The sequence below is a fragment of the Pseudomonas sp. BIGb0558 genome (assembly GCF_024807515.1).
Lineage (GTDB): Bacteria > Pseudomonadota > Gammaproteobacteria > Pseudomonadales > Pseudomonadaceae > Aquipseudomonas > Aquipseudomonas yamanorum_A.
In genome coordinates this window covers 93,361-119,542 of record NZ_JANUEW010000018.1, presented here as the reverse complement: position 1 = coordinate 119,542, position 26,182 = coordinate 93,361, and the positions used below count along the sequence as shown (strand labels likewise).

The 26,182-nt window shown below is 60.9% G+C and carries 23 protein-coding genes; 12 read left to right on the top strand and 11 right to left on the bottom strand.

Annotation, left to right across the window (positions count from 1 at the left end; all coding sequences use genetic code 11):
• Positions 1-239: 239 nt before the first annotated feature.
• The 3 genes from M2400_RS20965 to M2400_RS20955 are packed head-to-tail and all read left to right on the top strand — an operon-like array spanning position 240 to position 3,805.
• Complete coding sequence (locus tag M2400_RS20965; RefSeq protein WP_177047892.1) at positions 240-899, top strand: paraquat-inducible protein A; 660 nt, start codon at positions 240-242, stop codon at positions 897-899.
• The gene (locus M2400_RS20960; protein ID WP_259197546.1) at positions 886-1,509 is read left to right on the top strand and encodes a paraquat-inducible protein A; all 624 of its coding nucleotides are present in this window, start codon (positions 886-888) and stop codon (positions 1,507-1,509) included. The genes M2400_RS20965 and M2400_RS20960 overlap by 14 nt, the downstream gene beginning before the upstream one ends.
• Positions 1,502-3,805, top strand: a complete 2,304-nt coding sequence (locus M2400_RS20955; protein WP_177115935.1) for a PqiB family protein — start codon at positions 1,502-1,504, stop codon at positions 3,803-3,805. The genes M2400_RS20960 and M2400_RS20955 overlap by 8 nt, the downstream gene beginning before the upstream one ends.
• Before the next feature lie 185 nt (positions 3,806-3,990).
• On the opposite strand, the gene mksF is transcribed toward M2400_RS20955, so the two are convergent.
• Genes mksF through mksB form a run of 3 tightly spaced genes read right to left on the bottom strand, consistent with a single transcriptional unit; the run spans position 3,991 to position 8,802 of the window.
• Positions 3,991-6,831, bottom strand: coding sequence for an Mks condensin complex protein MksF (mksF, locus tag M2400_RS20950; protein ID WP_177047886.1), 2,841 nt, complete (start codon positions 6,829-6,831; stop codon positions 3,991-3,993).
• The gene (gene mksE, locus M2400_RS20945; RefSeq protein ID WP_177047884.1) at positions 6,828-7,535 is read right to left on the bottom strand and encodes an Mks condensin complex protein MksE; all 708 of its coding nucleotides are present in this window, start codon (positions 7,533-7,535) and stop codon (positions 6,828-6,830) included. The genes mksF and mksE overlap by 4 nt, the downstream gene beginning before the upstream one ends.
• Positions 7,525-8,802: an Mks condensin complex protein MksB gene (gene mksB, locus M2400_RS20940; protein ID WP_259197545.1), complete on the bottom strand. Its 1,278-nt coding sequence runs from the start codon at positions 8,800-8,802 to the stop codon at positions 7,525-7,527. Before mksB ends, mksE begins: the two co-directional genes overlap by 11 nt.
• 206 nt (positions 8,803-9,008) lie before the next feature.
• Here mksB and M2400_RS20935 point away from each other — a divergent pair, with 206 nt between their 5' ends.
• Both M2400_RS20935 and rimI read left to right on the top strand, forming a co-directional pair.
• The gene (locus M2400_RS20935) at positions 9,009-9,746 is read left to right on the top strand and encodes an energy transducer TonB (RefSeq protein ID WP_177047894.1); all 738 of its coding nucleotides are present in this window, start codon (positions 9,009-9,011) and stop codon (positions 9,744-9,746) included.
• The gene (gene rimI / locus M2400_RS20930) at positions 9,739-10,191 is read left to right on the top strand and encodes a ribosomal protein S18-alanine N-acetyltransferase (RefSeq protein ID WP_003214382.1); all 453 of its coding nucleotides are present in this window, start codon (positions 9,739-9,741) and stop codon (positions 10,189-10,191) included. The genes M2400_RS20935 and rimI overlap by 8 nt, the downstream gene beginning before the upstream one ends.
• A gap of 170 nt (positions 10,192-10,361) precedes the next feature.
• Here rimI and M2400_RS20925 read toward each other — a convergent pair whose 3' ends face one another.
• Positions 10,362-10,766, bottom strand: coding sequence for a serine kinase/phosphatase (locus tag M2400_RS20925; protein ID WP_177047880.1), 405 nt, complete (start codon positions 10,764-10,766; stop codon positions 10,362-10,364).
• Between the two features lie 151 nt (positions 10,767-10,917).
• Here M2400_RS20925 and can point away from each other — a divergent pair, with 151 nt between their 5' ends.
• On the top strand, positions 10,918-11,562 hold the full coding sequence (can, locus tag M2400_RS20920) for a carbonate dehydratase (RefSeq protein WP_003214385.1): 645 nt from the start codon (positions 10,918-10,920) through the stop codon (positions 11,560-11,562).
• Here the strand turns inward: can and M2400_RS20915 are convergent.
• The 5 genes from M2400_RS20915 to M2400_RS20895 form a co-directional block, all read right to left on the bottom strand.
• A complete protein-coding gene (locus M2400_RS20915; protein WP_177047878.1) occupies positions 11,559-12,083 on the bottom strand; it encodes an SET domain-containing protein-lysine N-methyltransferase in 525 nt (174 codons plus the stop codon). The genes can and M2400_RS20915 overlap by 4 nt on opposite strands.
• A gap of 172 nt (positions 12,084-12,255) precedes the next feature.
• On the bottom strand, positions 12,256-13,425 hold the full coding sequence (locus M2400_RS20910; RefSeq protein WP_177077077.1) for a hypothetical protein: 1,170 nt from the start codon (positions 13,423-13,425) through the stop codon (positions 12,256-12,258).
• A gap of 122 nt (positions 13,426-13,547) precedes the next feature.
• Complete coding sequence (acpA, locus tag M2400_RS20905) at positions 13,548-15,248, bottom strand: acid phosphatase (protein WP_259197544.1); 1,701 nt, start codon at positions 15,246-15,248, stop codon at positions 13,548-13,550.
• 101 nt (positions 15,249-15,349) lie between these two features.
• Entirely contained in the window at positions 15,350-15,670 is a 321-nt protein-coding gene (locus tag M2400_RS20900) for a hypothetical protein (RefSeq protein WP_177120347.1), read from the bottom strand.
• Positions 15,671-15,805: 135 nt separating this feature from the next.
• Positions 15,806-17,224: a short-chain fatty acid transporter gene (locus tag M2400_RS20895; RefSeq protein WP_177077081.1), complete on the bottom strand. Its 1,419-nt coding sequence runs from the start codon at positions 17,222-17,224 to the stop codon at positions 15,806-15,808.
• 189 nt (positions 17,225-17,413) lie between these two features.
• Here M2400_RS20895 and M2400_RS20890 point away from each other — a divergent pair, with 189 nt between their 5' ends.
• From M2400_RS20890 to M2400_RS20880, 3 genes are all read left to right on the top strand, one after another.
• Positions 17,414-18,718 (top strand): MFS transporter, encoded by a 1,305-nt coding sequence (locus M2400_RS20890; RefSeq protein WP_177047866.1) that lies wholly within the window; start codon positions 17,414-17,416, stop codon positions 18,716-18,718.
• Between the two features lie 70 nt (positions 18,719-18,788).
• Positions 18,789-19,925: an XRE family transcriptional regulator gene (locus M2400_RS20885; RefSeq protein ID WP_259197543.1), complete on the top strand. Its 1,137-nt coding sequence runs from the start codon at positions 18,789-18,791 to the stop codon at positions 19,923-19,925.
• Positions 19,922-20,419 (top strand): DUF4411 family protein, encoded by a 498-nt coding sequence (locus tag M2400_RS20880; protein WP_259197542.1) that lies wholly within the window; start codon positions 19,922-19,924, stop codon positions 20,417-20,419. The genes M2400_RS20885 and M2400_RS20880 overlap by 4 nt, the downstream gene beginning before the upstream one ends.
• 41 nt (positions 20,420-20,460) lie before the next feature.
• On the opposite strand, the gene M2400_RS20875 is transcribed toward M2400_RS20880, so the two are convergent.
• Positions 20,461-21,831: a gluconate:H+ symporter gene (locus M2400_RS20875; RefSeq protein ID WP_023659163.1), complete on the bottom strand. Its 1,371-nt coding sequence runs from the start codon at positions 21,829-21,831 to the stop codon at positions 20,461-20,463.
• Between the two features lie 217 nt (positions 21,832-22,048).
• Here M2400_RS20875 and M2400_RS20870 point away from each other — a divergent pair, with 217 nt between their 5' ends.
• On the top strand, positions 22,049-22,954 hold the full coding sequence (locus tag M2400_RS20870) for a cation diffusion facilitator family transporter (RefSeq protein ID WP_259197541.1): 906 nt from the start codon (positions 22,049-22,051) through the stop codon (positions 22,952-22,954).
• A gap of 3 nt (positions 22,955-22,957) precedes the next feature.
• Here M2400_RS20870 and M2400_RS20865 read toward each other — a convergent pair whose 3' ends face one another.
• On the bottom strand, positions 22,958-23,632 hold the full coding sequence (locus M2400_RS20865; protein ID WP_177047856.1) for a heavy metal response regulator transcription factor: 675 nt from the start codon (positions 23,630-23,632) through the stop codon (positions 22,958-22,960).
• 161 nt (positions 23,633-23,793) lie between these two features.
• On the opposite strand from M2400_RS20865, the gene M2400_RS20860 reads away from it, so the two are divergent.
• Positions 23,794-25,038 (top strand): TolC family protein, encoded by a 1,245-nt coding sequence (locus M2400_RS20860; protein ID WP_259197540.1) that lies wholly within the window; start codon positions 23,794-23,796, stop codon positions 25,036-25,038.
• 18 nt (positions 25,039-25,056) lie between these two features.
• Positions 25,057-26,169, top strand: coding sequence for an efflux RND transporter periplasmic adaptor subunit (locus M2400_RS20855; protein ID WP_177120344.1), 1,113 nt, complete (start codon positions 25,057-25,059; stop codon positions 26,167-26,169).
• Positions 26,170-26,182 lie beyond the last annotated feature (13 nt).

Sequence of the window (26,182 nt, the reverse complement as noted above, 5' to 3'; positions counted from 1 at the left end):
TGAAACGATGCATCGCCGATGGTAGTGTGGGGTTTCCCCATGTGAGAGTAGGTCATCGTCAAGATTAAATTCCAGAACCCCTGATTGCTAACGCAGTCAGGGGTTTTGTTTTGGGCGGTCGAAAAGTTGCTCGTAGCACCATGCTTGATCTGCAGCCGCGCCCCGACAAATTTGCACAGTTATTTCTGAACCAGAACACTAGAATAGGCACCTAACCTTTTTTAGAGTCCGAGCCCTATATGCCCGACCCGGTTGATACCCTTGAGGTGTCAGACTTACCGCTGGACGAACTGGTGGCATGCCATGAGTGCGACTTGCTGATGCGCAAGCCAGAGCTTGTCCGCGGTGAAAAGGCCCAATGCCCGCGCTGCGGCTACGAGCTGTACGCTCACCGCCACAACGTCGTTGAACGAAGCCTGGCGTTAGTACTTGCCGCGCTGTTGTTGTACGTCCCCGCGAACTTTTTACCCATCATGCAGCTCAATCTACTCGGGCAGTCCTCGCAGGACACCGTATGGACTGGCGTTGTCGGCCTGTTCGACACCGGCATGCAAGGCGTCGCCGTGGTGGTGTTCCTCTGCAGCATGGGCATTCCATTGCTCAAGCTCCTGTGCCAACTGGCGGTGTTGCTAAGCATCCGCTGGAACATTGGCCGCAGCTACGGCCTGCTGTTCTACCGCATCTACCATCACCTGAAGGATTGGGGAATGCTCGAGGTCTACCTGATGGGCGTGCTGGTGGCGATCGTAAAACTGGCCGACATGGCCTCCATCACCGTTGGCTTGGGCCTGGCCTGTTTCGTGAGTCTGTTAATGGTCCAGGTGTTGCTGGAGGTGGTGATGTCGCCTCACCAGATCTGGGAAGCGCTGTCGGGAGAGGATGCTCATGCGAGCGATTGATGCGGGCATTCTGATCTGTACGGAATGTCATGAATTAAACAAACAAGACCCGGACACCGACGAGCAAACCTGCACCCGTTGCGGTGCGCTGGTGCATGCTCGCCGTCCGAACAGCATGACGCGCACCTGGGCGCTGCTGATCACCGCGGCCATCTTGTACATCCCGGCCAATCTGTTGCCGATCATGACCGTCAGCTCCCTGGGGCAGGGCGATCCGAGCACCATCATGTCTGGCGTGATCCAGTTGATGCAGCACGGCATGTATCCCATCGCGGCGGTGGTGTTTATCGCCAGCATCCTGGTACCCACCTTCAAGCTGGTGGGCATCGGCCTGCTGTTGTTCTCGGTGCAGCGTCACCAGCCACTTTCCGCGCAACAACGCATTATCATGTACCGCTTTATCGAGTTCATTGGCCGCTGGTCCATGCTGGATATATTCGTGATCGCCATCCTGGTGGCGGTCGTAAATTTTGGGCGACTTGCCAGTGTCGAGGCCAATCTCGGTGCCGTGGCGTTCGCCAGTGTGGTGATCTTGACGATGCTTGCCGCAGTAACTTTTGATCCCCGACTGATTTGGGATAACACGGAGTCGGACGACGACCATGAGTGATTTGCCTAAGGCTAAAACCCGCCCTGCTTCCAACTGGTCGGCCATTTGGGTACTGCCCCTGATTGCCCTCATCATCGGCGGCTGGTTGGGGTGGCGTGCCTACAACCAGCAAGGTATCGAGATTCAGGTTCGCTTTGAAAGCGGCGAAGGCATCCAGGCCAACAAGACCGAAGTGGTCTACAAAGGCATGCCCGTGGGCAAGGTCAAAACCCTCGCCCTGGATGACGAAGGTAACAATCGCGGGGTGATTGCCACCATCGAGATGAACAAGGACGTCGAGCAATACCTCAAGACCAACACCCGCTTCTGGCTGGTAAAGCCGAGTGTCAGCCTGGCCGGGATCACCGGCCTGGAAACCCTGGTCTCGGGTAACTACATCGCCGCCAGCCCGGGCGATGGTGAGCCGACGCGCAAGTTCAAGGCCCTGTCCGAAGAACCCCCGTTATCCGACGCCAAGCCCGGCTTGCACCTGACGATCAAAGCTGATCGCCTCGGCTCGCTGAACCGTGGAAGCCCGGTGTTCTACAAGCAGATCCAGGTCGGCCAGGTGAAAAGCTACCTGCTCTCCGAAGACCAGACCACCGTTGAGATCAAGGTCTACATCGAACCGACCTACGCCAGCCTGGTGCGCAAACACACGCGTTTCTGGAACGCCAGCGGCATCAGCATCGACGCCAACCTCTCCGGCGTAAAAGTGCGCAGCGAATCCCTGGCCAGCATCGTTGCCGGCGGTATCGCCTTCGCCACGCCAGAGAACCGCAAAGACAGCCCGCCAACCGATCCAAGCCTGCCGTTCCGCCTGTACGAAGACTTCGACGCCGCCGCCGCTGGCATCAAGGTCAAGGTCAAACTCACCGACTTCGAAGGCCTCCAGGCGGGCCGTACGCCGGTGATGTACAAAGGCATCCAGGTCGGCAGCCTGAAAACCCTGAAGATCGACCCGGACCTTTCCAGTGCCAATGCCGAGCTGACCCTCGATCCACTGGCCGAAGACTACCTGGTCCAGGACACCCAATTCTGGGTGGTCAAGCCGTCCATCTCCCTGGCCGGCATCACCGGGCTGGAAGCGTTGGTCAAAGGTAACTACATCGCGATCCGTCCCGGCGACAAAGGCAGCGCGCCACAACGGGAGTACGTCGCCCGGGCCAAGGCGCCGCCGCTGGACCTGCGCTCCCCCGGCCTGCACATGGTGCTCTTCACCGACAACCTCGGTTCCCTGGATGTCGGCAGCCCGATCCTCTATAAGCAGGTCAAGGTCGGCTCCGTGCAGAGCTACCAGTTCTCGCGCAAGAACAAACAACTGGTGATCGGCGTCCATATCGAGAAGGAATACGAAGGACTGGTCAATGGCTCGACGCGATTCTGGAATGCCAGCGGCGTGACCCTGACCGGTGGCCTGACTGGCGGTATCCAGGTGAAAAGCGAATCCCTGGCCAGCCTGATGGCGGGTGGTATTGCCTTTGAAACCCCGGAGCAGAATGTGCCGCTGAAAAAGCGCATTCCACGGTTCCGCTTGTTCCCGGATCGCGAGGCCGCCAACCAGCACGGCACGCTGGTGACCATCAAGGTAGACCGCGCCGATGGCCTGCGCCCTGGCACGCCAGTGCGCTTCAAAGGCTTGGACGTAGGCAAGATCGAAAGTGTCGACCTGAGTGCCGACATGCAATCGGTGCTGCTCAGCGCGCGCATCACCCAAGTTGCAGATCGAATCGCCCGGGCCGGGAGTCAGTTCTGGGTGGTCAAGCCTGAACTCGGGTTGATGAAAACGTCGAACCTGGAAACCCTGGTCACCGGTCAGTACATCGAGGTGCAGCCTGCGGCCAAAAACATCGGCCCACAGAAGAGCTTCGTTGCGTTGGACAAGCCGCCAGAGGCCGTTCATCAGGAGGAAGGCCTGAGCCTGGTACTCAGCGCTGCGCGCCGTGGCTCGTTGAAGGAAGGCGTTCCGGTCACTTACCGCGAAGTCACCGTAGGCAAAGTCACCGGCTACGAGCTGGGCCAGACCGCCGACCGCGTACTGATCCACATCCTGATCGAGCCCAAGTACGCGCCACTGGTGCGCAGTGGCAGCCGCTTCTGGAACACCAGCGGTTTCGGTCTCGACTTCGGCCTGTTCAAGGGTGCTACGGTGCGCACCGAATCCCTGGAAACCCTGGTCGCCGGCGGTATCGCCTTTGCTACGCCAGACGGCGAGCGCATGGGTAACGCCGCTCGGCCCCAGCAAACCTTCCCGCTGTTTGACAAGTTTGAAGACGAATGGCTGACCTGGGCACCTAAAATCCCACTCGGCAAATAGACCGAGGCGCGGCTATCGCGGGCAAGCCCGACTCCCACATTGGACCGGGTGCTTCAGAACAACCCGGTCCAATGTGGGAGCCGGGCTTGCCCGCGATGAGGCCTTCAAAAACACAAAAAATCCCAAACCATAAAAAAGGCCGCGATCCAAAAGATCGCGGCCTTTTTGCATTTCAGCGCAGCTGATTAAACCTCATCCAGCTCCGGCTCATCCGCCTGCACATTCACCGTCGCCTTCACCACATCGTGACGACGGATGTACTTCCAGTCCGCCTCATCAATGTAGATCCCGTTCGGCCCGCTGCCGCCTTCCAGGTCAATCGCCACCTGGGCGGAAACCTGCGGCTTCACGCTCGCCAGAATCGGCACGAAGCCCAATTGCAGGCTGGTCTCCAGCAACGCCGCCTGGTTCTTCTCATCGATGTCCGCGGCCTCGTCAAGGTAGTACGGCAGGCGCACACGCCCGGCCTGGTCGCGGTCCATCAAGTGCAGCAACAAGTACATGTTGGTCAGCGCCTTGATGGTCATGGTGGTGCCGTTGGAGGCGGCGCCATCGATGTCGGTATGGATGATCGGCTGGCCGTTGACCTTGGTGATCTCGAATGCCAGTTCGAACAAGTCCTTGAGGCCCAGCTGGTTATGGTTGGCCGCTACCAGCCGCGCCAGGTACTCCTTGGCTTCCTCGTTCTTGTTGTCCTGCTCGGCGCTTTGGCTCAGGTCGAACACCGACAGGGTTTCGCCTTCTTCATACTGACCGGCACTGTGGATGATCTGGTCGATATGCTTGAGGGCTTCCTTGTTCGGTGCGAGCACGATGCGAAAGCTCTGCAGGTTGGACACCTGACGCTTGTTGATCTCGCGGTTGAACAACGCCAACTGGTGCTCAAGGCTGTCGTAGTCACTGCGGATATTGCGCAAGGTGCGCGCGATATCGGTGACCGCCGCGCGCCGCGCCTTGCCCAGGGTCAGGGCTTCGTCGGTACGGTGCGCGTAAGCGTTGATCAGCAGGTGCAGGCGACGCTCCATATCGTCTTCGCTGTCGAACTTGGCCACGCCCTTGAGGCGTACCTGTGCGTACAGCGCGTCGATCTGGCCATCAGCCCGCAGCAAGCCCTGCCAGCTGTCCTGATAGTCATTGAGCAGCGGCAGCAGGTTGTCCATGGAGTCGTCGACCGGGTCCATGAACGGCGTACCAAACGGCAAGTCTGCCGGCAGCAACTGACGACGACGCAAGGCGTCATCCAGGGTGCGTTGCTTGGCTTCCATGTCGCCGATCTGGCGGCCCACCAATTGCAGCTTGGCCGACAGTTGCTGGACGCGTTCGGTAAACGCATCGCTGGAGCGTTTCAACTCGTCCTGGGCCGCTTCCATCTGCGCCAGGCTTTCCAGCTTCTCGCCTTCCTCGGCACTCAGGGTTTGTGCACGGCGGAAATCTTCCAGCGCCTTCTGTGCGTCCAATACCTGTTGGTACAGCGCTTCAGTCTGGGTCTTGCTCGCCGCGCGGTCAGAGGCCACGGCTTGTTGGGTTTTCAGTTGCTTGAGTTCTTTTTCCAGACGCTCTTTCTGGTCGCGCAACGCAGCGCGGTCGGCCAAGGCCTGCAACGCCGGCGGCTCGATGTGCGAGATATCAATGGCCAGCCCCGGTACTTCAAAGCGCTCGCCCTTGAAGCCATCGAGGATCTGCTCCAGGGATTTCACCCACAGGCCTTCGTCATCCAGCGTGATGCCATGCTCACCCAGCGGCAGGCTGAACAGCGAACTGTTGAACAGGCGCATCAGACGCTCGACATCCTGTTGCGAGAATTCTTCCCGCAGCTTGGCGTAGCTGTTGTTGTCGGCGTGGTCGAGTTGCTGCTTCACCGACTTCAGGCGTTTTTCCAGGTCCCGCAGACGCTCGTCCAGATCCTCGGCACTGAACTGACGCGACTGCGCCAAGGCACCAGCGAGTTCATCGTGGGCATCCTTGGCGGCCAGCAGTTGCTGCTCCAGCACCTTGACGTCATCCACCAGCGCGAAGCGATGCTTGAGCACCGACAGTTCACCGAGCCAACGCTGGATGCCGCTGATTTCCCGCTCCAGGCGCATCAGCTCCTGGGTGCCACCGCGCTGATCGTTCTGCAGCGAATCCTGCTCGTTGCGGTAATGCTCGGCCTGGATCGTCAGCTCTTCCTTGCGCGCACTGGCGTAGTCCGACCAAGTGCCCAGCAGCGAATCCAGCAGCGGCGACAGGCGATGCAGCTTGCCGCGCAGGATGTCCCGCTGTTTCACACCGTTGGCCAAGGCTTCGACCAGCGGGCCGGCAGCCACCAGGGAGTTGTAGTCCTGCTCCATGCGTCGTACATCACGGAAGGCTTCTTCACACGCCGCGATGTAATCCACGCTGCCGGAGCGCAGGCTGTGTTCGAACGCATCCAGGAACAGCTGCTTCAACTTGGCCGCGGTAATTTCCCGCATGTGCAGCAAGTTGATAAATAGCGCGCGGAAGGTCTTCAGGCTTTGCTCGCTGGTGGAGCGCAGCGGAATCAGGGTCAGGTCCAGCGGGATCGACGTATGGCCGCCCACCAGCAAACGGCGCAGTTCATCGGGCTTGAGTTCATAGGCTTTCAGGCCCTCGCGCTCAAGGTTGGTGAACAGCTCTTTCTGGCGCAGGCAGGTGTCGTTCTTCTGGTAATGCGCCAGGTCCAGCTTGCCGGCGTAGGCAAAGAACTGGTGACCGAAGCCACCGCCCGGGCCGCGACCGACCACGCCGATCACGTGCGGGCCGTGGGGCAGCGCGACTTCCACCAGGATGTAGCTGGTGTCGGTGGCAAAGTAGAAACGCCGGGATTGCTCCAGGGTGTACTTGCCGAAGCTCATGTCCGACATGCGCGCCAGAATCGGGAACTGCAAGGCGTTGATCGAAGCCGATTTACCGAGGTTGTTCGCGCCATACACCGACAGCGGCTCTTCCAGCGGGAACAAGCCCAGGCTGTAGCCGGCGGTGTTCAAAAGGGCGAAGCGGCGGATGCCGTAGCGTTCCTTGCTCATGCGTCGGTCTCCTGTTCTTCGGCAATGGCACGGGCCAGGGCGTCTTCTTCGCTCTCATCAGAGAAGTCACTGAGATCGAGCGGGTCATCGGTCTTCAGCAGTTTTTCATCGCTGTCTTCGTCGATGATCACCGGGGCCGGCAACGGCAGTACGCTGTGGATGCTGGCGGCGAGGTCACGGTCTTGCTGCACCGAGAGGCACACATCCAGGAAGCGGTGCATCGGCGGCAGGAAGCGGTAGATACCGTTCTCTTCACCGGCAAAACCCAGCTGGGTCATGCGGCGCATGATTTTTTCTTCCAGCTCCTCGACGGTCTGTACTTCGGCCTGGATAAACAGGTCGCGGTACTTTTCCAGCAAGGACGGCAGCTCGTCACGGCCCAGGCTGCCACCGTCGAGCACGGCAATCGGGTCGCGGCCCTGATCGGCCAGGTGCTCGACGATGATGAAGGTGAACAGCGCCAGGCGCTGGGCGGTCTTGTTGACCTGCGCGGCGGCCACGGCGGTGTCTGGCACGAAGTAGTAGAAACCCCGGGTGTCGCACACCAGCTCAAAACCCAGGGCCTTGAACAGCGTGCGGTACTGGTCCTGGAAGTTCGACAGTTGGGCGTACAGCTCCGGGTCGCGGCGGCTGACGTGGTAACCCTTGAACAGCTCGCGAAAGATCGGCGCCAGCTGGGACAGTTCGGATAGATCAAGATGCATGAGGGGTGCTCGCAGAATTCCCGGCCGTATCAATACTGGCTGGAAGCAGGGCGAATGAGCGCAGGCTGACCTGGTGCTCGTGAGTGTGGTAATCCCGTCGTTCCAGACGTTCGCGCTTGAAGCGTTTTTCCCGCGAGAGGCGCGAGAACCAGTACAGCAACTCGTCGGTTGCGCCGTCCGGTTCCTGCTCCAGCAGCCAGGTCATCAGGTCGGGCATCGGCAGCGCGTCTTCGCAGCGCTCGAGCATTTCCTTGACCGTGCGCGGTGCGCGAGGGGCTTCGCCCTTGTGGGATTTGTGCGCCTTGGGGAAGCGCGCCGGCTTCGGTTCGAAGTTGGCCAGGGCGTACACGTAGGCTTCGACCTGGCTGGCACTGCCGAGGAAGGTGCTTTGCGGCCGGGTAAACATCGGCATTGCGGCCTGCGGCACCGCGTCCAGGCCCTTGCGTCGGATGGCCGACAAGGCCAGCGCCGCGCCACGGGTCACGGCGTTGTGCCGGCGCGCTTCTTCACGCAGCGGCAACAGCAGCTCCCGGGCGTGACGCAAGGTCAGCTGGGCGCTGGTCTGCATTTCGAGGATGCGCGCGTGGGTGCGCAGCAGCATGTCGTCGTCCACCAGGTGGCCGAGGCGCTGCTGTTCGGTGAGCATGCGCAGCAGTACGTTTTCGACCTTGCGCACGCCTTGTTCAAAGGCGCCGTCGGCGTTCACCAGTTGAATCATCGGCTCGACGTATTCGTCCCAGGTCGCCAGTACTTCGGCGTAACGCTGGCGCAACGGAATCTGCCGGTCGCTGGTCTTGGCGCGGTCCGCCACGGCGGCGAGGGCCTGTTCGTCGTTGGCGAGTTTTTTCAGCACGTCCCGCACGCGCATGTCCAGCAGGCGCAGTTGGCGCGCCAGGTCATGGCCGTCGCGGATGTCGAAGGCGTCCTGGATATAACCCGCCAGGCGCTCAAGGTGGCGCAGGTAGGCTTCGATTTCCAGGCACAGGCCTAGCCGGTGCTCCTTGCGAAGATAAGCCAGGAAGTCGTGGATCTGTGCGTTGAGCTCGAAACGGTTCGGGCTCTTGGCGACAGGCACCAAAATATCCAGGCGAATCCACACGTCCAGCAGGCTGGTGATGTCCTGTGGCGTGCTGTCCATTTGTTGGGCAGCCAGTTGGGCGCGCAGTTCGCTGAGGCTCAGGGTGCCTTGGTCGAAGTGTTCGCACAGTGGCTCAAGCAGGGCCCAGTGTTCGGCGAGGGCGCGCAAGACGCGCTTGGGTTCGATCATCGGAATGGCCGGCTGGTTAGCGATTAAAAGCAGCGATTGTACTGCATCGGTGGTGGGATTTATCCACAGCCGGTCGTGAGGCGCTCACCGGAACGATCAACAGCGGGCGATCTTCGTCGAAGGGCGGTAGAATCCCTGTTCTTTAGTTATCCACAAGTGGCCGACCTTTGCTTATCGAGTCCCGACGTCGCGCTTACTTGACCGCCATGCAGGTGGTCAACTGGCTGCCGCGCACTGAATTACCCTTCGCCGCCCCTTCGCGGCCCGAGCTGCTGGAAGCCCTGGAACCGTTCGAGGCTTTTGAGGCTACGGGTGAGGAGGCGGCTGCGCCGGTGCCGCTGGTCAAGCCCGTGGCTGAAACTCCAGTGGTTCGGCCAAAGGTGGAAGTGCCACGGCCATCGCCGGTTGCCAAGCCGGTCGCTGCCGAGGAAGCGCCTGCCGTGGCCAAGGCCCCGGTGGTACCGCCGCCACGCTTTGCCCTGCAACTGCTGCGGGCCGGGCGTTGCCTGCTCTTGGTGGAGTTACCCACAGGCGAGCGCTTCCAGACCCGCGACCCGGCTTATCTGCTGCTCAAAGACATGCTGCGCGCCGCCGGCCTGCCCGACAGCCCGCAAATCGTCGGCGAGCCGGTGCGCTGGCCGCTGCTGGCCCGGGGCACCATGGACCAGGGCCCGGAGGCCGCGCGGGATTTTGTGCAAGGTTTTGTCTCGGCGCGCCTGGAAGACGAACCCTGCGTGTGCCTGTGGCTGGTCGGCCTGCCCGCCGTGCGGTTTGCCGGTGAAGCCAACGCCGAGGCCTGGTACCGCGAACTGCAGGTCGAAGGCCTGGGCTCCGTCTGGGCCCTGCCGGGCCTGGAACTATTAATGGAAGAGCCACAGCGTAAGGCTGATGTCTGGCAAGCCATGCGCCGGCTGATGGCGCGCTGGAAAAGTACCGATGAGTGAAGCTTTATCCTTCCGCCCAATGACCGAGGCGGACCTCGACGCTGTACTGAAGATCGAATACGCAGCGTTCAGCCACCCCTGGACCCGCGGGATTTTTCTCGATGGGCTGGGCAAGTACCAGATCTGGCTGATGTTCGAAGGTGAGCAGCAGGTGGGCCACGGGGTGGTGCAGATCATCCTCGATGAAGCGCATTTGCTGAACATCACCGTCAAACCGGAAAACCAGGGCCGTGGCCTGGGCTTGAGCTTGCTGGAGCACCTGATGTCCCGGGCCTACGAGGCCAAGGCACGGGAATGTTTCCTGGAAGTGCGCGACAGCAACACCGGCGCGTTCCGGCTCTATGAGCGCTATGGATTCAACGAGATAGGCCGCCGGCGGGATTACTACCCCGCCGTCGGTGGTCGCGAAGATGCGGTCGTGATGGCCTGCACCCTGGTGGATTGATCCCAAAAGCTTCGCGGGCAACCTCGCCCCACATTGGAATGCGACCCACTGTGGGAGCTGGCTTGCCTGCGATGGCATCCCCTCGGTCTCGCTGAGACACCGAGGCGCCTGCATCGCGGGCAAGCCCGGCTCCCACAAGGGGCATTTTTCATCGCTGGGTCTGTGTTGTGTCAGCGGTTTCCGTCCACTGGATCCCGCTCTGCCATCTCGGCTTCATCCAGGCCATTGCCGCCGCCAATCTCATCTTCATCGACGATGCTCAGGTCCCAATCGGCCTGTTCACCTTCACCTTCTTCCCGGGCATCCCTTGCGCCATCCTCGCGGATCAACGTTTCCGGGCTCATGTCATCGTCGGTCGATTCATGGTCAGCGGTGGAAGCCCCGGTCATCCCGGCCTCGCGTACCCGTTCGTCGGGCATCAAGTGCTCGCGTTCGCGGGACGGAATCTCGTCGCCGATCTCCGCCGTCGGCTCTTCCTCGTCAAAATCCAGTTCCCGCATCGAACCCATGCGGTCTTCGTTGTCATCAATCGGTTCCGGTTGGGTGGCGCCGAAAGGACGTCGTGAATCAGTCATGGCGATTCCTCATACTGTGGGGCTTATAGTGTGTGGACAGGCATGGCTCCCCAAGATTCAAGTAATCGCCCGCCGGCTATCTTTATTCCTGGCGTGACCCGGATGGGCGGTCGTCTGTCAAAGCTGCGCATCATTCCTGAGGCTTTCCCTGATGAACGAACTACAAGACCTGCTTGATAACAACGAACGCTGGGCGGATGCGATCAAACAGGAAGATCCCGAATTCTTCGCCAAGCTCGCCCGCCAGCAAACCCCGGAATACCTGTGGATCGGCTGTTCCGACGCCCGCGTACCGGCCAACGAGATCGTCGGCATGCTGCCCGGCGACCTGTTTGTACACCGCAACGTGGCCAACGTGGTGCTGCACACCGACCTCAATTGCCTGTCGGTGATCCAGTACGCCGTCGACGTGCTCAAGGTCAAACACATCCTGGTCACCGGCCACTATGGCTGTGGCGGCGTGCGCGCCTCGATGCAGGACAACCAGTTGGGCCTGATCGACGGCTGGCTGCGCACCATCCGTGACCTGTACTACGAAAACCGCGACGTGCTGGCCCAACTGCCCACGGAAGAGGAACGTGTCGACCGTTTGTGCGAGCTGAATGTGATTCAGCAAGTGGCGAATGTCGGCCATACCAGCATTGTGCAAAATGCCTGGCATCGCGGGCAGAGCCTGTCGGTTCACGGCTGCATCTACGGGATCAAGGACGGTCGCTGGAAAAGCCTGAACACCACCATCAGTGGTTTCGAGCAATTGCCGCCGCAATACCGCCTGCGCCCGTTGGGTGCGGTCTAAGGGCTTTTGCGCTTGCGCCACTGCTCCATGAACTGTTGACCCTCGGCGTTCAGCGCCTCCTTCATGCCGGTGATCCAGCCCCGGCAGTTGAGCTCGCCACATTGGCAGCGAAACTGCCGGAACAGCACATCCTCGGTGCTGGCGTAGTCCATGGTCAGCAGGGCGCCAGCGGGAACGGCCTGGACGGACCACAGTTCCAGATACGTCATGTCGAGAAACACGTTCGGGTTGCACGAGTGCGACAGCAGACCGCTGAACCATGGGTCGTACAAATGGATGCGCGACGACATCTGCACCGTGTGCAGGCGCCGCTCACTCAGGGCGTAGCCGGACACCTTGGCGATGCACATGCGGCTGTCGAAGGCGATGCGGGTCTTGATCCCCTCGCCTGAGCCGTCCCGGGTGCTTACCACTTCATAGTCACTTGTGCGGGGGTAAGCGTGCTCGGCGAGCACGCTCGCAAAAGGGTAAAGGCAGTCATTCACAACGGTTTTAGCCTTGTCCATGGCGTGAGTTTTCATGACTCTCCAGGAGTGGGCTGCATCGACTTGCCGTTGGTGTCTTGACTGCCAGTCTTGCAGCGAATGGGCGCGGCTCAAGACTCGCTGAAGTGGGATCCAATTTCTACTGTCATATCTGACAGTAGAAATTGGCTATTTTCTATGTAGGAAAATGCCTGCCTGGCGGGCGGTATCAAAGGGCGGGTTCATCAACCGACGGTGCCGGGGCTGCGCTTTTCAGTTGTCTCAGCTGAGTTTTTATCGCCGGTTGGGCGCACTTGGCGTTCGCCTGCTCGGGCGTCAGTTCGCGGATCGAGGTATAGAACAGTTCGCAGGTCTGCTCCTTGCGTGTCACCTGCCAGGTGTTCATGCAGCCCTTGAGCTGCACATTCGGATCGCTGGCCGGTTTCTGGCCCATCGAGGCTTGCCAGCAGGCGGCGCTCAAATCCTGTCCCATCACCTTCAGACCGGCCTCGTCGGCCTTTTGCTGGTCACCGTCGTACGTGTCTGGGTTGGCGGCATACCAGATGTAGCTCGGGTGATTGGCCCCCAGCACGGCGACCGGGTTACCGCCTGCCGGGCTGATCTGCGCCAGGCCCAGTACCGGCACGGTTTGCCCGTATTGCTGCTTGATCCAGGCTCGCACCGGCGCCCCGAAGGCCACCATCGGCAAGGCGCCGCCGGCGTGCTGGCTCAGCTCCTTGACCATGCGCGTCTGATAGTCGGTGAAGTAACCGTACACGCCTTCCAGGTCCTTGCCCGCGGTGGCAGGGGCGGCGATCGGGGCGATGTCGATGATGGTCTGGTATTCCGGGGTCTGGGTCGCCGGGATGCCGTTGGCGGTGAGCAAGGTCGCCCAGCGGTCGGTGGTGGCCGACTCCAGGTAATCCTGGAAATGGGTGAGCGAGTAATCCGGCGGAAAGTGCAGCAGCTCGATGCTCTTGCGATTTTCCAGGGCCATGCCCAGCGGCAGGAACAGGTACCAGTTGAACTGCCACTTGCCATCGCCATTGAGTTTGCTGGCGCCCTGGTAAGCCAGGTCGGCGGTGTCGAGCAGGGTAGTCAACGGCTGGCCATAACCGTCCGGCACGCCGCTGAAGGTGGCAAGCACCTGGTCATGGTCGGTCTTGACGCTGACTTTGCCCCGGCTGTAACCGTCACGTTGCAGGCTTTGGTTCAGGTAGTGCTCGACGGTCTGTTCCAGCGTCCAGGGACGAAAACAGATGACGTTGCAATTGTTCGGGTACGCGAATAACTGGGTGACCCGTTGCGGGGTACCCAGCGGTACGGTGACGTCAGCCTGTACAACCGCACTCAAGGTCAGTGCGGCCAGGATGAAGGACAACCTGGAGAGTTTGAACATGGATGGTTCCCTGTCAGCGAAAGCCCGTCTGCGCGGGGTGAATGCCCACCTTCACACAGTAGCGGTTGACCGGGAAAAGCGCGTTAAAAAACTACGCGCTTGTCGCTTTTGAGCAAATGCGTCTACACCGGGAAATGCAAGGCGTTGCTCAAGTCGCCCATGGGCTTCTGGCCGCGTGCGGTCATGGCATCGTCGCGCTGCTTGAGCCCGTCGAGGGTTTCCAGTTGGAACACCCGGGTGATCAGGCGCAGGATCGACGCGGTGTCGTAGACGGTATGGTCCACCGTGCCCTTGCGCGCGAACGGCGAAACCACCAGCGCCGGAATCCGCGTGCCCGGGCCCCAGCGATCGCCTTTTGGCGGTGCAACGTGGTCCCACCAGCCGCCGTTTTCATCGACGGTTACGATCACCACCATGTTCTTCCACTGCGGGCTTTCCTGCAGCACCTTCAAGGCGCGGGTGATATGCCGGTCGCCCGAAGCGACGTCAGCGTAACCGGCGTGCATGTTCAGGTTGCCCTGGGGCTTGTAGAAGGTCACCGCAGGCAGCTTGCCGGCCTGGGCATCGGCGAAAAACTTGTTGGTGCTGGCGTCATCCCCCAGGCCGCCATCGCGCAGGCGTTTATTGCGCTCAGCCGAGTTTTCCGGGCCTTGCTGCTTGAAGTAGTTGAACGGCTGGTGGTGGTACTGGAAGTTCGGAATCTTCGGGATGCCGCCCGAGTCCTTGAACTGATCCAGCGTTGCTTGCCACGCACCGGCGTACCAGGCCCAGTCGACGTTCTTTTTCGACAGTTTGTCGCCGATATGCTCGTGGGTTTGTGGCACCAGCACGTTAGGCAAGTCGGGCTTGGAGTAATCCGGGCGCTCGGGGTCGCGAATCCAGGTCGGCCAGTAAGGCGGGGCCAGGGTGTTCACGCCGAAACCGTCCGGGGTCAGTGCGCTGGGGCCAAATTGCGGTGGGCCGGTCATGGCGCTGGCCGGGGATTTGTCCAGGGGCTTGAGGCGCGGGTCGGTCGGATCGTCGCTTTGCAGCGTGGCAATCTGTGCCTTGGCCACCGATTGAGCCGCGTTCGGGTAAACCGGCGGGGTGGCGCTGATCAGGTATTGGTGGTTGAGGAACGATCCGCCAAATGCGCCCTGGAAGAAGTTATCGCAGAGTACAAACTCCTTCGCCACATCCCACAAGCGCAGGGCGTAACGGCTCTGGGCGTAATGGCCCATCAGCAGGCCGCCGGAGTCGCCCCAGGCCACGAACCCATCGTTTTTACCGCCATTGATCTGCATCTGGTTCTGATAGAACACGTGCCACAAATCCCGCGTCACCAGGCTCAGCGGCTGGTCTTCACCGTTGGGGCCTTTCAGGGCATAGGGGGCGTTGGGCAGGTTTTCCTGGTATTGCACTTCGCTGGGGTAGGTCACGCCGTCCACGGTCTGTGGGCCGATTTGCAACACGCCGCCCCAGGTTGGGGGCAGGGCGCTCAGCAGGCTGCCATCGCGGTCGCGTTGCTGGTAGTCCGCGGCGGTGAGGGCCGACAGGGGGTTCTCGATCCCGGGGAAATCGGCAAACAGGTTGTTGAAACTGCGGTTTTCGGCGTAGATCACCACCACGGTCTTAACCTGTTCGTGCAGGGCCTTGTCCAGCTCTTGCGGCGTCAGCGGGCGCTCCACCGGCTTGCCGGGTGCCTCGCTGGTATTGCCGCAGGCACTCAGGGTCGCACCCACGCCCAGCACGGCTGCGCCTCCCAGGAAGCGCCGCCGGCTGGTGTCGACTGGCGGTTTGGCTTCAATGTCCTGGGAAGGGCGGTCTTCGTGCTCGTCGCTCATTGCTGGGAGTCCCTGCTGGTTGAATGTTGCAAGATATTTCGCAGGACGGTAGCAATGCAATGTGACGGAACGAAGACAGTGCCTTGAACGCTACAGGCCGCTCATAACAAGCGCAGTGCCAATTGGCTGCCGGCGCGCAAGTACTCCACCTGGGCCGCCAGCGCATCCTTGACGATGGCCTCGCCCGTATCGGTCAGCTTGGCTTTCTTGGCATCGATGACGCAGGACTGCAGCAGTTGCATGGCCACGTCCATGGCTTTCTGGAACGCCGTCACGTTGTTGTGCAGGCCAAACTCCTTGATAACGGTGGCCATGCGGCAATCGGCATTGTCGCGCAGGCCCTGGTACTCAACGAACGACACGTTGCCGTCCTTGTAAATAGCATTGATCAACTCTTCCAGAGATTTGGATAGGGGCGTCATCGGATTTTCCTTGGGGGGTGAGGAGTCATCCGAATCAGGTTAATCAAAGGCGTTGGCGGCAGAAATCAGGGGTTGCCACCGTATTGAGTGGGACAACCCCGACGCGTCTGATCAGAAAGGTTACTGGCAGCTGCCCTATGGCATCACCGGCGGCAAATATTTAAGCGTCGTGCCCAACGCCCACAGCAAAAACAGCACCAGCGGCGTATGCACCAGCAACTGCACAAACGAGAAACCAATCAAATCCCGCGCCTTCAACCCCAGGACCCCCAGCAGTGGCAACATATAGAACGGGTTGATCAGGTTCGGCAGCGCCTCGGCGGCGTTGTAGATCTGCACCGCCCAGCCCAGGTGATATTCCAGGTCATTGGCGACCTGCATCACATACGGCGCCTCGATAATCCACTTGCCGCCACCCGACGGGATAAAGAAGCCCAGCACCGCCGAGTACACGCCCATCAACAGCGCGTAGGTGTCGTGGGACGCGATCGAGGTGAAGAAGGTCGAGATATGGTGGGCCAGGGTCGCGCCGTCACCGCCTTTGACCACCGTCATCAACGCCGCAATCGAGCCATACAACGGGAACTGGATCAGCACCCCGGTGGTGGTCGGCACCGCACGGGCCACCGCATCGAGGAAGCTGCGCGGGCGCCAGTGCAGCAACGCACCCACCATCAGGAACAGGAAGTTGTAGGTATTGAGCCCCGAGATCGCGCTGATCGCCGGCTTGGTCGAGAACTCATGGAACAGCCAGCCGGCGGCCAGCAACGCCAACAGGATGGTCAGCAACGGGCTGTGTTCCAGCCACTCGCCCGGGCGGGTCGGTGGTTGCGGTTTGGGCATGTTGAAGGCCGGGTCGATACCGCAGGCCTTGGCGTCACGGGCGGAGTTCGGCCCGGGCGCGGTGGCATAGGCGATGATCAGCGAGACCACGATCAGCGCCAGCAACAGCACGCCGGATTGCCACAGGAAGATGGTGTCGGTGAACGGGATCATCCCGGTGATCGACAGGATCGACGGCGGCAAACTCGCCGGGTTGGCTTGCAACTGCGCCGCTGACGACGACAGCCCCAGCGCCCATACCGCGCCCAGGCCCAAATAGGCCGCAGCACCGGCTGCGCGATAGTCCATGCGCAAATCCGTGCGACGGGCCAATGCGCGCACCAGCAAACCGCCGAACACCAGCGACAGGCCCCAGTTGAGTAACGAGGCGACCATCGAAATCAGCGCCACCCACGCCACGGCAGAACGGCCGTTCTTGGGGATGCGCGCCAGGCGATCGATCAATTTCACGGCAGGCGGGGAGCTGGCGACCACATAACCACCAATCACCACGAAGGCCATTTGCATGGTGAACGGGATCAGACTCCAGAAGCCATCACCAAAGGCTTTGGCGGCTTCGGTCGGCGCGGCGCCCATGCCCAGGGTCGCCACGGCGACAATGATCACCGCTAGGGCGGCAAACACCCAGGAGTCAGGGAACCAGCGCTCGGCGAAGTTGGAACAACGCAGGGCAAATCGGGCGTAGCGGCTTTCTTCGATAGCATCGGCCACGTTCAGTACCTCTATTTGTATTTATTATGGGGGGCGGCAGTTTTGCTGCATGTTCCTCTACGGCTATTCATTTGGGAATGTAGTTATCTTCATTGATCAATGAGTAAAGCAAATATATCCAGCGTGATTGCCATCACCCGGCCCAGCTCATAACCTGCAGGCCATTTTGTTTGTCTGCCGAGCTTGCACATGACTGCCACCTCTTATCCACAGGCGCAGCGTTTCTCCCGCTCCGACTACAAAACCCTGGGCCTGGCCGCCCTGGGCGGGGCCCTGGAAATCTACGACTTCATCATCTTCGTATTTTTCGCGCTGACCCTCAGCCAGCTGTTCTTCCCGCCGGAAATGCCCGAATGGCTGCGCCTGCTGCAAAGCTTCGGCATCTTCGTCACCGGCTACCTTGCGCGACCGCTGGGCGGGATCCTGATGGCGCATTTCGCCGATCACCTGGGACGCAAGCGGGTGTTCAGCCTGAGCATCCTGATGATGGCCTTGCCCTGCCTGCTGATCGGGATCATGCCCACCTACGCCCAAATCGGCTATTTCGCGCCGTTGATCCTGCTGGCGCTGCGCATCCTCCAGGGCGCGGCGGTGGGCGGGGAAGTGCCCAGCGCCTGGGTATTTGTCGCCGAGCACGCCCCGGACAACCATCGCGGTTATGCCCTGGGCTTCCTGCAGGCCGGGCTGACCTTCGGCTACCTGCTCGGCGCGCTCACCGCCACGCTGCTGGCGCAAGTCTTCACCCCGGCAGAAATCCTCGACTACGCCTGGCGTTTCCCGTTCCTGCTCGGCGGCGTATTTGGCGTGATCGGCGTCTGGCTGCGGCGCTGGCTCAGCGAAACCCCGGTGTTCCTGCAAATGCAGGCCCGCCGCCAGGCCGGCGCCGAATTGCCATTGCGCACCGTCCTGCGGGAACACCGCAGCGCGCTGCTGCCGGCGATGATCCTCACCTGCGTGCTCACCTCGGCCGTGGTGGTGCTGGTGGTGATCACCCCGACCATGATGCAGAAAACCTTCGGCATGAGCCCCAGCCACACCTTCGCCTTGAGCGCGCTGGGCATCGTGTTCCTGAACATTGGTTGCGTGCTGGCCGGCCTGCTGGTGGACCGCATTGGCGCGTGGCGCGCAGTGTTGGTCTACAGCCTGTTGCTGCCGGTGGGGATTGCCGTGCTGTATGCCAGCCTGATCGCGGGCGGCGTGTGGCTGGGCGCGGCGTATGCGATTGCCGGCTTGAGTTGCGGGGTGGTGGGCGCGGTGCCGTCGGTGATGGTCAGCCTGTTCCCGGCGCAGGTGCGGGTGTCGGGGATTTCCTTCACCTACAACATTGCGTATGCGCTGTGGGCGAGTACCACGCCGTTGATGTTGATCGCGTTGATGCCCACCAGCCCGTGGATCTGCGTGGGGTATTGCGTGGTGATGGGCGCGGTGGGCGCAGTGAGTGCGGCGCATTTTGGCAAGCAGCACTGGGTATCAGGCAGTAACAAAGCAGCCTAAGCGCCATCAATTGACGGGCATGGCAGCCACTCCTATAGTCCGTTCACCTCTAATCGGCGCGTATCTTTCGATGACTCAGACAGCCTTTATCAACCCAGCCATTTTGTCCTGGTCTCGAGAGCGGGCGGGTTTGTCTGAAGCGCAAGTTGCGAAAGGCCTTCCAGTCAAACTGGAAAGAGTCAAAGAGTGGGAAGGTGGCAAGAGTATCCCTACGTTTAACCAAGCTCAAAAGTGGGCTGCTATTGCCCATGTTCCTTTCGGCTTTCTTTTTCTTAAAGCACCGCCGGAAGAGCATCTCCCGCTTCCTGACTTACGTACCGTCGGGGGGATTTTTCCGGACAAGCCTAGCCTTAACTTGATGGACACCGTCAGAGACGTACTTCGCAAGCAGGATTGGTATTTGGAGTACCTGCAGGATCACGAGCGAGCAGCTTTGCCCTTTGTTGGTAGCTTCACAAGCGGCTCCCGGGTTAAAGACGTGGTGGCTGATATTCGTAGAGTTCTGGGTGTGACTGATGCATTCGCCCGTTTGAGTTATGACGACTATATGCGAGCGCTGGTAAGTGGTGCTGAAGAGGCGGGCATTCTGGTGATGCGCAGTGGTGTCGCTCTTGGCAATACTCACAGGAAACTCGATGTTAGTGAGTTCCGCGGATTCGCTATAAGTAATACCTTGGCCCCGGTCGTATTTATCAATAGTGCGGACGCGCCCACCGCACGGCTTTTTACCCTCATGCATGAACTTGCACACATTTGGATTGGTAGCACTGGTGTGTCGGACGGCGGTAACCAAAGTGCCCGTCAGGAGGAGGCGTTCTGTAATGCTGTGGCGGGGGAGTTTCTCGCGCCAGAAAAAGTTTTTAGGGCTTTCTGGATGCTGGAAGTTTCTTGGGAGGATAACCTTGGGCCTCTGGCCACACGCTTTCGAGTAAGCGCATTGGTGATTGCTCGTCGTGCCCGAGATCTGGGCTACATAACCAGTACTCAGTACGGGGCTTACTACAGGCGGATCCTTCAAGAATATCGCGACAAGGATGGGAGTGGCGGTGATTACTACCGGACAGCAGCCATCAGAAACAGCACTCGATTAAGCAAGGCTGTGCTGGCCGAAGCTCAGAGCGGTCGTATATTGCTGCGTGATGCCGGAAAAATTTTAGGTGTGCAACCCGCCAAGCTGAAGGCTTACGCGATGAAGTTGTCCGCATGAAACATCTATTGGATTCGAACACCCTGATTGAGGCTAAAAACCGTTACTACGGTATGGCGATTTGCCCAGGGTATTGGACGTGGATACTCCATCAGCATCAGGCATTGGAGATTGCAAGTATCTTGCCGGTTCGAGACGAACTGGCTAGAGGTAATGACGAACTGACTCAATGGGTAAAGGACAACGCTGGTATTTTTGAAGACTCCAGCGATGAGCAGACCCAAGCTGCGTTTGGGACAATTGTTGGCAAAATTGCCGAACAGGCGTCTGTCATGAAGCCAGGTGCGCTTGAAGAGTTTCTTGACGGTGCGGATCCTTGGCTGATTGCTAAAGCGATGGCGACGGACGCGATTGTGGTCACTCACGAAGTGTTCAATCCGGATATCAAGCGCAAGTACACCATCCCTAATGTATGTTCATTGTTCGGTGTCCCCTACATGAATACCTTCGAGTTGCTCGGCAAGCTTGATGCGCGGTTTGTGCTGCATCTTTGAAAACTGGAGGCCTGAGAAAATCCTCCAGTTTTTCTGATGCTTTACGTCAGGAAGTGCCACATCAGCAGCGTGCCCACCAGGCCCACCACCGAGACGATGGTCTGCAACACCGACCACACCCAGATCGTCTGCTTCAACTGCAAGCCGAAGTACTCACGCACCATCCAGAAGCCGGCGTCGTTGACATGGCAGAAGAACACCGAGCCGGCGCCAATTGCCAGGGCCACCAGTGAGCTTTGCGTCGCTGCCAACCCCGCCATCATCGGCGCCAGAATGCCCGCCGTGGTGGTAGTGGCAACAGTCGCCGAACCGGTGGCCTGACGCAGCGCCACGGCAATCAGCCAGGCCAGCAGCAGGTACGGCATGTGCGCGCCTTCGGCCACCTTGCTGATGGTCTGGCTTACACCGGCATCCAGCAACGTTTGCTTCAACCCGCCGCCCGCACCGATGGTCAGCAACAGCACCGCGATCGGCGCCAGCGCTTTACGCAAGGTATTGCCCACATCGGCCCGCGGCATGCCGCTGGCCCAGCCCAGGCAAATCACCGCGGCGATCACCGCCAGGCCGAGCGCGATCAACGGCTCACCGAGGAACTTCAAGGTCAGCGCCACCGGGCTTTCCGGTGACATGGCGACCTTGGCCAGGGTGCTACCGAGCATCAGGATCACCGGCAACAGAATGATCAGCAGCGACACACCAAAACTCGGCTGGCGCGGGGCCTTGGGCGGCGCACTGAACAGTGCGCCAATGTCGGCCGGCTCATCCACGTGCATGCGTTTGGACAGCCAGTTGCCGTACAGCGGGCCGGCCAGGATCACGGCGGGCACCGCGAGGCAGAAGCCCAGCAACATGGTCAGGCCCAGGTCAGCATGCAACGCGCCCACCGCAATCAGCGGCCCCGGATGCGGTGGCATCAGGGCGTGCAGGGTGGTCATGCCCGCCAGCGCCGGGATCGCGATTTTCAGCAGCGGCTGGTTCGAACGCTTGGCCATCACAAAGATGATCGGCACCATCATCACCAGGCCCACTTCGAAGAACAGCGGCAAGCCAATCACCATCGCCACCAGCGCCATCACCCACGGCAACGACTTGCCCTTGCCCAGGCCGAGCAGGGTGGTGGCGATACGGTCGGCGGCCCCGGATTCGGCCATTAATGCGCCGAGCATCGAGCCCAGGGCGATGATGATCCCGGCTTCACCAAGGATCGCCCCGGCGCCTTTGCTGAAGGCCTTGGCCACTTCTTCCGGCGGCAAGCCCGCGCCCACACCGGCGATAAAGGTGCCGATCAGGATCGACAAAAATGGCGGCAGCTTGGTCGCGCTGATCAACACAATGATGCTGGCAATCGCCAGCAGTACGCAGAACATGAGGCGGGTGTCGTGAACCATCCACGCGGCAGTCGATAACTCCAAAACGGGACTCCTTATCGAACAGGTTGGCTAATATGTTTCTTTTTGTTTCCTGCTCGAAAAGCATACCTGATAGAACGGTTCCAGAGCGTTCATGTTCAATTTTGGTGCGCACGGCGTAACGTCTGGCTGACGGCCTAATGACAATTTCGTAACCCATGCCGGAGGTTTTGGCCTATAGCTCTATGATCAAGCGGACTACTACCCACGAGGACATTTCATGAGCGCAGGACACAGCCACGCCCAAGTACGCGCCGGCCACGAACGCAAGTTATGGATGGCCCTGGGGCTGACCTCAAGTTTCATGATTGCCGAGGTGATCGGCGCCTTTATCACCGGTAGCCTGGCGCTGTTGTCCGACGCCGCGCACATGATGACCGACGCCCTGGCCCTGGCAATTTCCCTGGTGGCGATCCAGGTGGCCAAGCGCGCCGCCGACCGCAAGCGCACCTTCGGCTATGCGCGTTTCGAGATACTGGCAGCGGCGTTTAATGCGCTGCTGCTGTTCGCCGTGGCGTTCTACATCCTTTATGAGGCCTATCAACGCCTGCAGGCGCCCGCCGAAATCCAGTCCACGGGCATGCTGGTGATCGCTGTGCTGGGGCTGATCGTCAACCTGATTTCCATGCGCCTGTTAAGCGCGGCCAGCGGCGAAAGCCTCAACGTGAAGGGCGCTTACCTGGAAGTCTGGAGCGACATGCTCGGGTCCATCGGCGTGATCATCGCCGCGCTGGTGATCATGTACACCGGTTGGGGCTGGGTGGATTCGGTGGTCGCGGCGGCGATTGGCTTCTGGGTGTTGCCACGTACCTGGACCCTGCTCAAGGAAAGCATGAACGTGCTGCTGCAAGGCGTGCCCGACGGCATCGATATCGACAAGGTGGAGCAGGCGATTCGCGGCGTTCCCGGGGTGACGGAGGTGCACGACCTGCATATCTGGGCGCTCACCAGCGGCAAGAACGTGCTGAGTACGCATCTGGTGGCGGATTCGGCCCAAGGCAGCGAGCAACAGATCCTCAGCCAGGTGACGGAATTACTGCATGAACAATTCGATATTTCCCACGCCACGATCCAGGTGGAGGGCGCCGGCTTTCATCACGACGAGCATGACGAGGTGCACGCCTGACCCTTACTCGCGGTCTTCCAGCACATAACCCACGCCGCGCAAGGTATGGATCAACTTGCGCTCGAACGGGTCATCGATCTTCGCCCGCAGGCGGCGGATCGACACTTCCACCACATTGGTGTCGCAATCAAAGTTCATGTCCCACACGAACGAGATGATTTGCGTACGGGACAGCACCACGCCGCTCTGGCGCATCAGCAAATGCAGCAACGCGAACTCCTTGGTGGTCAGGTCGATGCGCTGTAAACCGCGAAATGCCCGGTGGCGGCCCTGATCCAATTCCAGATCGGCCACCCGCAACACATCCGGCACTGGTGACTGCGTGCTGCGGCGCATCAAGGTGCGCACCCGCGCCAGCAATTCCGGGAATTCAAACGGCTTGACCAGGTAATCATCGGCGCCCAGGTCCAGGCCCTTGATCCGGTCGGCGAGGCGGCCCTGGGCGGTCAGCATCATGATCCGCGTGCTGCTGTTCTCACGGATGCGCTGCAGCACATCCCAGCCATCCATCAGCGGCAGATTTACATCCAGCATCACCAGGTCGTAAGCGTGCTGGCGGGACAAATGCAGACCGTCGGCACCGGTGGCGGCACAGTCGACGATATAGCCACTTTCACTCAATCCCTGATGTAAGTAATCGGCGGTTTTAGGTTCGTCTTCGATAACCAGAATACGCATGTCGAGGATCCCGCTGGGCAGTGGAAAAGTTGGCCGCAGCTTAAAGCAAAAGCCCGGCGCAGAGCCGTTGCTAACGGATTTGTAATGTTCTGGCCACTCCTCTGATAAGTACCGAAAGTTACATTGCCCACCTGTTAATTCATGGGCATGGAACTCTTGTTATGCCAACTTTCATACGCAAATTACTGTGGGTGGCAGGCGCCTTGTCGACTGTCTTTTTATTGGCCACCGCGACGGTTCAAGAGGCGTCGGCGCAAACCCTGACCCTCGAATCGGCCCTGCAAACCGCCTTCGCCAACAACCCCGACATGGCCGCTGCGCAATGGGAAATCGACATCGCCCAAGGCGGTCGCCAGCAGGCCGGATTGATCCCCAATCCGGTGGCCTCCTGGGATGCCGAAGACACCCGCCGCAACTCACGCACCACCACCGTCAAACTGACTCAGACTCTGGAACTGGGCGGCAAGCGCGGCGCACGAATTGATGTCGCCACCCGCGCTCAAGAGGCGGCCGCGCTGACCCTGGAGCAACGCCGCAACGTCCTGCGGGCGGAGGTCATCGACGGCTACTACGGCGCACTTCGGGCCCAGGAACGCCTCGACCTGGCCCAACGCTCGCTGGCGCTGGCCGATCGAGGGCTGGTGGTGGCCAACGGTCGCGTCACCGCTGGCAAATCGTCCCCGGTGGAAGCCACCCGGGCCCAGGTGCAGCTCTCGGAAATCCGCCTGGAATTCAACCGCGCGCAGATGGGCCTGACCGACGCCTATCGCCGCCTCGCCGCCAGCACCGGCGCCGCCAGCACCGACTTCCAGGCGGTAGCCACCCAGGCTCAGGCGGCACCGACATTACCGTCGCCCGCGCGGTTGCTGGCCCGCCTGGAACAAACCGCCGAACTGCGCCTGGCCGAACTGCAAATCGTCCAGGGCGAGGCGGCCCTGGGCCTGGAAAAAGCCCAGCGCATTCCCGACCTCGACGTGTCCATCGGCAGCCAATACGACGCCAGCGTGCGCGAGCGGGTCAACGTGGTGGGGGTGTCGATGCCGATCCCGCTGTTCAACCGCAACCAGGGCAATGTGCTCGCCGCCAGTCGCCGCGCCGACCAGGCCCGCGACCTGCGCAACGCCGCCGAACTGCGCCTGCGCACCGAAACCCGCCAGGCCCTGGACCTCTGGCAAACCGCCAATACCGAAGTGCGTTCGTTCAACCAACAGATCCTGCCCGCCGCCCAAAGCGCGGTGGACAGCGCCACCCGTGGCTTCGAGATGGGCAAGTTCAACTTCCTCGACGTGCTCGACGCCCAGCGCACCTTGATTGCGGCCCGTACCCAATACCTCGCGGCCACCGCCCAGGCCACTGAAGCCTGGGTGCGCATCGAACGGATTTACGGCGACCTCGCCCGGTTTTGATTTATTCAGGAGCGTTCCATGAACAACAAACACAGGATGGCGCTGGCCGTTGCGCTGATGCTGGCGTGGCCGACCCTCAGCGGTGCGGCCGAGGCGGAAGAAGAAGGCAAACTCGAACTGACCGACCAGCAAATCCAGGCCGCCGGCATTCAGCTCGCCCCGGCCCAATCCCGGCAGATCAGCACCGTGCTGTCGCTGCCGGGCGAGGTGCGTTTTGACGAAGACCGCACTTCTCACATCGTGCCGCGTGCCGCCGGTGTGGTGGAGTCGGTGAAGGTCAACCTCGGGCAATCGGTGAAGAAAGGCGAGCTGCTGGCGGTGATCGCCAGCCAGCAGATTTCCGATCAGCGCAGCGAGCTGGCGGCCAGCCAGCGCCGGGTCGAACTGGCCCGCACCACCTTCCAGCGCGAGCGCCAGTTGTGGCAGGACAAGATCTCCGCCGAACAGGATTACCTGCTGGCGCGCCAGGCACTGCAAGAGTCCGAAATCGCCCTGAACAATGCCCGGCAAAAGATGAATGCCCTGAGCGGCAGCGCCGTGCTGGTCGGCGGCAATCGCTACGAACTGCGTGCGCCGTTCGACGGCGTGGTGGTGGAAAAACACCTGGGTGTCGGCGAGGTGGTGAGCGAGACCAGCAACGCCTTCACCCTGTCGGACCTGTCCCAGGTGTGGGTCACCTTTGGCGTGTTTCCCAAGGACTTGAACAAGGTCCAGGTCGGCAAGCCGGTGAAGGTCACCTCCTCGGAAATGGGCACCGAAGTGCTGGGCACCGTGGCCTATGTCGGCAACTTGCTGGGGGAGCAGACCCGTACCGCCACCGTGCGCGTCACGGTGCAGAACCCTGACGACTCGTGGCGCCCAGGCTTGTTCGTCGCCGTGCAGGTCGCTACCGATACGTATCAGGCCAAGGTCACGGTCCCGCAGGAAGCGATCCAGACCGTCGAGGACAAACCCTCGGTGTTTGTGCGCACCCCCGACGGCTTCATGACTCGCCATCTTGAATTGGGCGTCAGCGAAAACGGTTTTGTCGAAGTGCGCCAGGGCCTCGACGCCGGGGCGCAGGTGGCCACGGTCGGCAGCTTCATCCTCAAGTCCGAATTGGGCAAGGCCTCGGCCGAGCACGCCCATTGATCCTGCGAGTGAT

Coding starts and splice junctions, on each gene's coding strand:
- M2400_RS20965 (WP_177047892.1), top strand. CDS start 240: ATGCCCGACCCGGTTGATACCCTTGAGGTGTCAGACTTACCGCTGGAC.
- M2400_RS20960 (WP_259197546.1), top strand. CDS start 886: ATGCGAGCGATTGATGCGGGCATTCTGATCTGTACGGAATGTCATGAA.
- M2400_RS20955 (WP_177115935.1), top strand. CDS start 1,502: ATGAGTGATTTGCCTAAGGCTAAAACCCGCCCTGCTTCCAACTGGTCG.
- mksF (WP_177047886.1), bottom strand. CDS start 6,831: ATGAGCAAGGAACGCTACGGCATCCGCCGCTTCGCCCTTTTGAACACC.
- mksE (WP_177047884.1), bottom strand. CDS start 7,535: ATGCATCTTGATCTATCCGAACTGTCCCAGCTGGCGCCGATCTTTCGC.
- mksB (WP_259197545.1), bottom strand. CDS start 8,802: ATGATCGAACCCAAGCGCGTCTTGCGCGCCCTCGCCGAACACTGGGCC.
- M2400_RS20935 (WP_177047894.1), top strand. CDS start 9,009: ATGCAGGTGGTCAACTGGCTGCCGCGCACTGAATTACCCTTCGCCGCC.
- rimI (WP_003214382.1), top strand. CDS start 9,739: ATGAGTGAAGCTTTATCCTTCCGCCCAATGACCGAGGCGGACCTCGAC.
- M2400_RS20925 (WP_177047880.1), bottom strand. CDS start 10,766: ATGACTGATTCACGACGTCCTTTCGGCGCCACCCAACCGGAACCGATT.
- can (WP_003214385.1), top strand. CDS start 10,918: ATGAACGAACTACAAGACCTGCTTGATAACAACGAACGCTGGGCGGAT.
- M2400_RS20915 (WP_177047878.1), bottom strand. CDS start 12,083: ATGAAAACTCACGCCATGGACAAGGCTAAAACCGTTGTGAATGACTGC.
- M2400_RS20910 (WP_177077077.1), bottom strand. CDS start 13,425: ATGTTCAAACTCTCCAGGTTGTCCTTCATCCTGGCCGCACTGACCTTG.
- acpA (WP_259197544.1), bottom strand. CDS start 15,248: ATGAGCGACGAGCACGAAGACCGCCCTTCCCAGGACATTGAAGCCAAA.
- M2400_RS20900 (WP_177120347.1), bottom strand. CDS start 15,670: ATGACGCCCCTATCCAAATCTCTGGAAGAGTTGATCAATGCTATTTAC.
- M2400_RS20890 (WP_177047866.1), top strand. CDS start 17,414: ATGACTGCCACCTCTTATCCACAGGCGCAGCGTTTCTCCCGCTCCGAC.
- M2400_RS20885 (WP_259197543.1), top strand. CDS start 18,789: ATGACTCAGACAGCCTTTATCAACCCAGCCATTTTGTCCTGGTCTCGA.
- M2400_RS20880 (WP_259197542.1), top strand. CDS start 19,922: ATGAAACATCTATTGGATTCGAACACCCTGATTGAGGCTAAAAACCGT.
- M2400_RS20870 (WP_259197541.1), top strand. CDS start 22,049: ATGAGCGCAGGACACAGCCACGCCCAAGTACGCGCCGGCCACGAACGC.
- M2400_RS20865 (WP_177047856.1), bottom strand. CDS start 23,632: ATGCGTATTCTGGTTATCGAAGACGAACCTAAAACCGCCGATTACTTA.
- M2400_RS20860 (WP_259197540.1), top strand. CDS start 23,794: ATGCCAACTTTCATACGCAAATTACTGTGGGTGGCAGGCGCCTTGTCG.
- M2400_RS20855 (WP_177120344.1), top strand. CDS start 25,057: ATGAACAACAAACACAGGATGGCGCTGGCCGTTGCGCTGATGCTGGCG.